Below are 2,405 nucleotides of genomic sequence, written 5' to 3'. Positions count from 1 at the left end.
TCGTGATCACTGACCGGACATCCCGCACCGAAACCCGTCACGAGGGCCGGCCGCCGCTCGCCCCCTGCAGCGCGACGAGGCGCCCCGACCCCGTCACCAGGGCGTTCACCTTCCTGACCGAACACGCGGTCTCGCTCCACGCGGCGGCCGTGCTGCGCATCGGCTACGGACTGCTCTACCTCACGTTCCTGTTGCGCGAGTTCCCCCACCGCGACGAGATCTGGGGACCGGGATCCCCGTGGACCCCGAATCTGGCCCGCGAGCTGTTCCGCCAAAACGGCTGGTTCAGCCTGCTCACACTCTCCGACAACGGTACGTACTTCGAGGCCTGCTACGTCCTGGCCCTGCTCACCTCCGCCGTGTTCATGCTGGGCTGGCACACCAGGGTGACGTCCGTTCTGTTCGCCCTCGTGGTGACCTCGTTCCACGGCCGCGCCGTCTTCATGACCGACGGTGGGGACAACCTGATCGTCTTGATGGCCATCTACCTGATGTTCACGGCATGTGGCCACCGCTGGTCCCTGGACGCGCGCAGGCAACGGCTCCGCGCGTCCGCCCACGAGCACGGTCGCGAGACGGTCGGCCTCCGGTCGCGGCCCGCCTGGCAGCAGGCGGCAGCGGTCCGGACACAGCTGACCACGCTCGTGCACAACTGCGGCATGTTCGTCATCGCGGCCCAGGTGTGCATCCTCTACGGCTCGGCCGGCCTCTACAAAGTGCAAGGAAGCCTGTGGCAGGACGGCACCGCACTGCACTACGTGGTCAATCTCGACCTGTTCCGACCCTGGCCCACGCTCTCGCACCTCGCCGACGACCATCAGCTCCTGATCACACTCGCCGGCTACGCGACTGTCCTGGTCCAGGTGGCGTTTCCGTTCGCCCTGTTCAGCAGGCTCAAATACGTCCTCCTCGGCCTATTGATCGGCATGCACATCGGGATCGCCGTCCTCCTCGGGCTACCGGTCTTCTCCGGTTCGATGATCATCGCCGACGCCGTCTTCCTTCCCGATCACGCCCTTCTCCGCGTCGCGGGCATCGGGCGACGCTTCCTTCAGCATCGCCGGGCACCCAGCCAATGCAAGGATCTGCCCTGGCCCCGAACCGGGACGGAGCCGACATGAACCGCCAGAACGCAGCCTCAGGCCAGCTCCCGGCCGCTGGCCGACATCGTCGCCCGATCGCCCCGCAGGTCGGCGTGCCCGCCGCACTGGGCGCGGCCGGCGCGCAGGTGGAGGGGACGACGGGGAGACGACGGGGCCCTTGGCGATGACCGCTACGACGGTCGCTCTGCTCTGGTACGACCAGCGCGTGACGTTCCGTGCGGTCGGCCCTCGCCAACGCGCCCGGGCCCGAGCAAGCCTGAACCCCACGATGTCGCCTCGGCTGGCCGCGCCGGCCAGGAGGATGAAAGGCCGTCACCATCCCGTCGGCTGGGCATGTCGCGGTAGCGTATCCGCGTCGAGGGCCGCCCTGCACATGGCGACCGGACAGCCCTCACGGGTGGCACGCCGTCAGACTATCGGCGGCTACTTGCAGACGGTCAAACACCGGGCTTCACGCACGCTTTTGTCGCGGGGGCGGCCTGGTGAGCGGCCGACACCCCGTGGGCGCCTCAAGCGCCCGAGCGGGCCGGTCAGCTCGCGCAGAGTGCCAGTAACGCACGCAGACGTCCGTTGTATGCCTCTGCACGAGGGACGGGCGCTGCTGCGTGCGGGCGCGTCGCGCGCACGCAGCAGCGCCGGGCGAGAGGATCTCGGACATGGCTCGTGCCCTGCCGCCCGACAGCCCACGGAACACATCGGCGCGAAGACGGGCAACCAGGCGCACGGGACCGACCTCGGAAGCTCCCGGAAGGCGGCCGATGATCTTCCTCCCCATCCACCGCGGCAAGGGCTGCGCCGTTCTCGGCGCGCCGGCGACGGGACTGCCAGGACCGTTCGGCACCTGGACCTGGGGGAACCCGGAAGAGCAAGACGAGGAACCGGCTCCCGCCCCGGCCCCGCCCACGGCACCCTCCGGACGGCTTCCGGCGGCGTGATGGGTTCGCCCGAAACCGTCCGTGACCTGGCCGCCGTGCTCGTTGAGGGGATCACCTCCGCGATGGTCTGGCACGGCCGCACGCCGTGGCCCACGCTGATCGCCGAACTCCCCGCCCGCGGACAACGACAGCTGGCGCCCCTGGTCCGGCGGGGCTTCACTGCCGCCGTCGACCTGCACCAAGCCCCCGCGAGGCGCTGGGCTGGTCCGTACGGCTGCTCCCGCGCACCTCAACCCTCGCCCGCGCACAGCTCTCGGGCCCAGGCGGCCCGATCACGGACAAGGACGCGCTTTCGTTGCCGCCGGGCTTCCTCGAGGCGGTCGGGCGCCTGGGGCAGACCGTGCTGTACCTGGGTGAGGTAAGCCTG

General features: G+C 70.0%; 1 protein-coding gene. It reads left to right on the top strand.

What is annotated here, in order from left to right; all coding sequences use genetic code 11:
- Positions 1-113: 113 nt before the first annotated feature.
- Positions 114-1,121, top strand: a complete 1,008-nt coding sequence (locus TR48_RS37535; protein ID WP_236652515.1) for an HTTM domain-containing protein — start codon at positions 114-116, stop codon at positions 1,119-1,121.
- Positions 1,122-2,405 lie beyond the last annotated feature (1,284 nt).

This window comes from Streptacidiphilus neutrinimicus, assembly GCF_000787815.1.
GTDB lineage: Bacteria > Actinomycetota > Actinomycetes > Streptomycetales > Streptomycetaceae > Streptacidiphilus > Streptacidiphilus neutrinimicus.
Note: the sequence above shows the minus strand (reverse complement) of the source record. Positions and strands in the feature narration are given on the sequence as shown.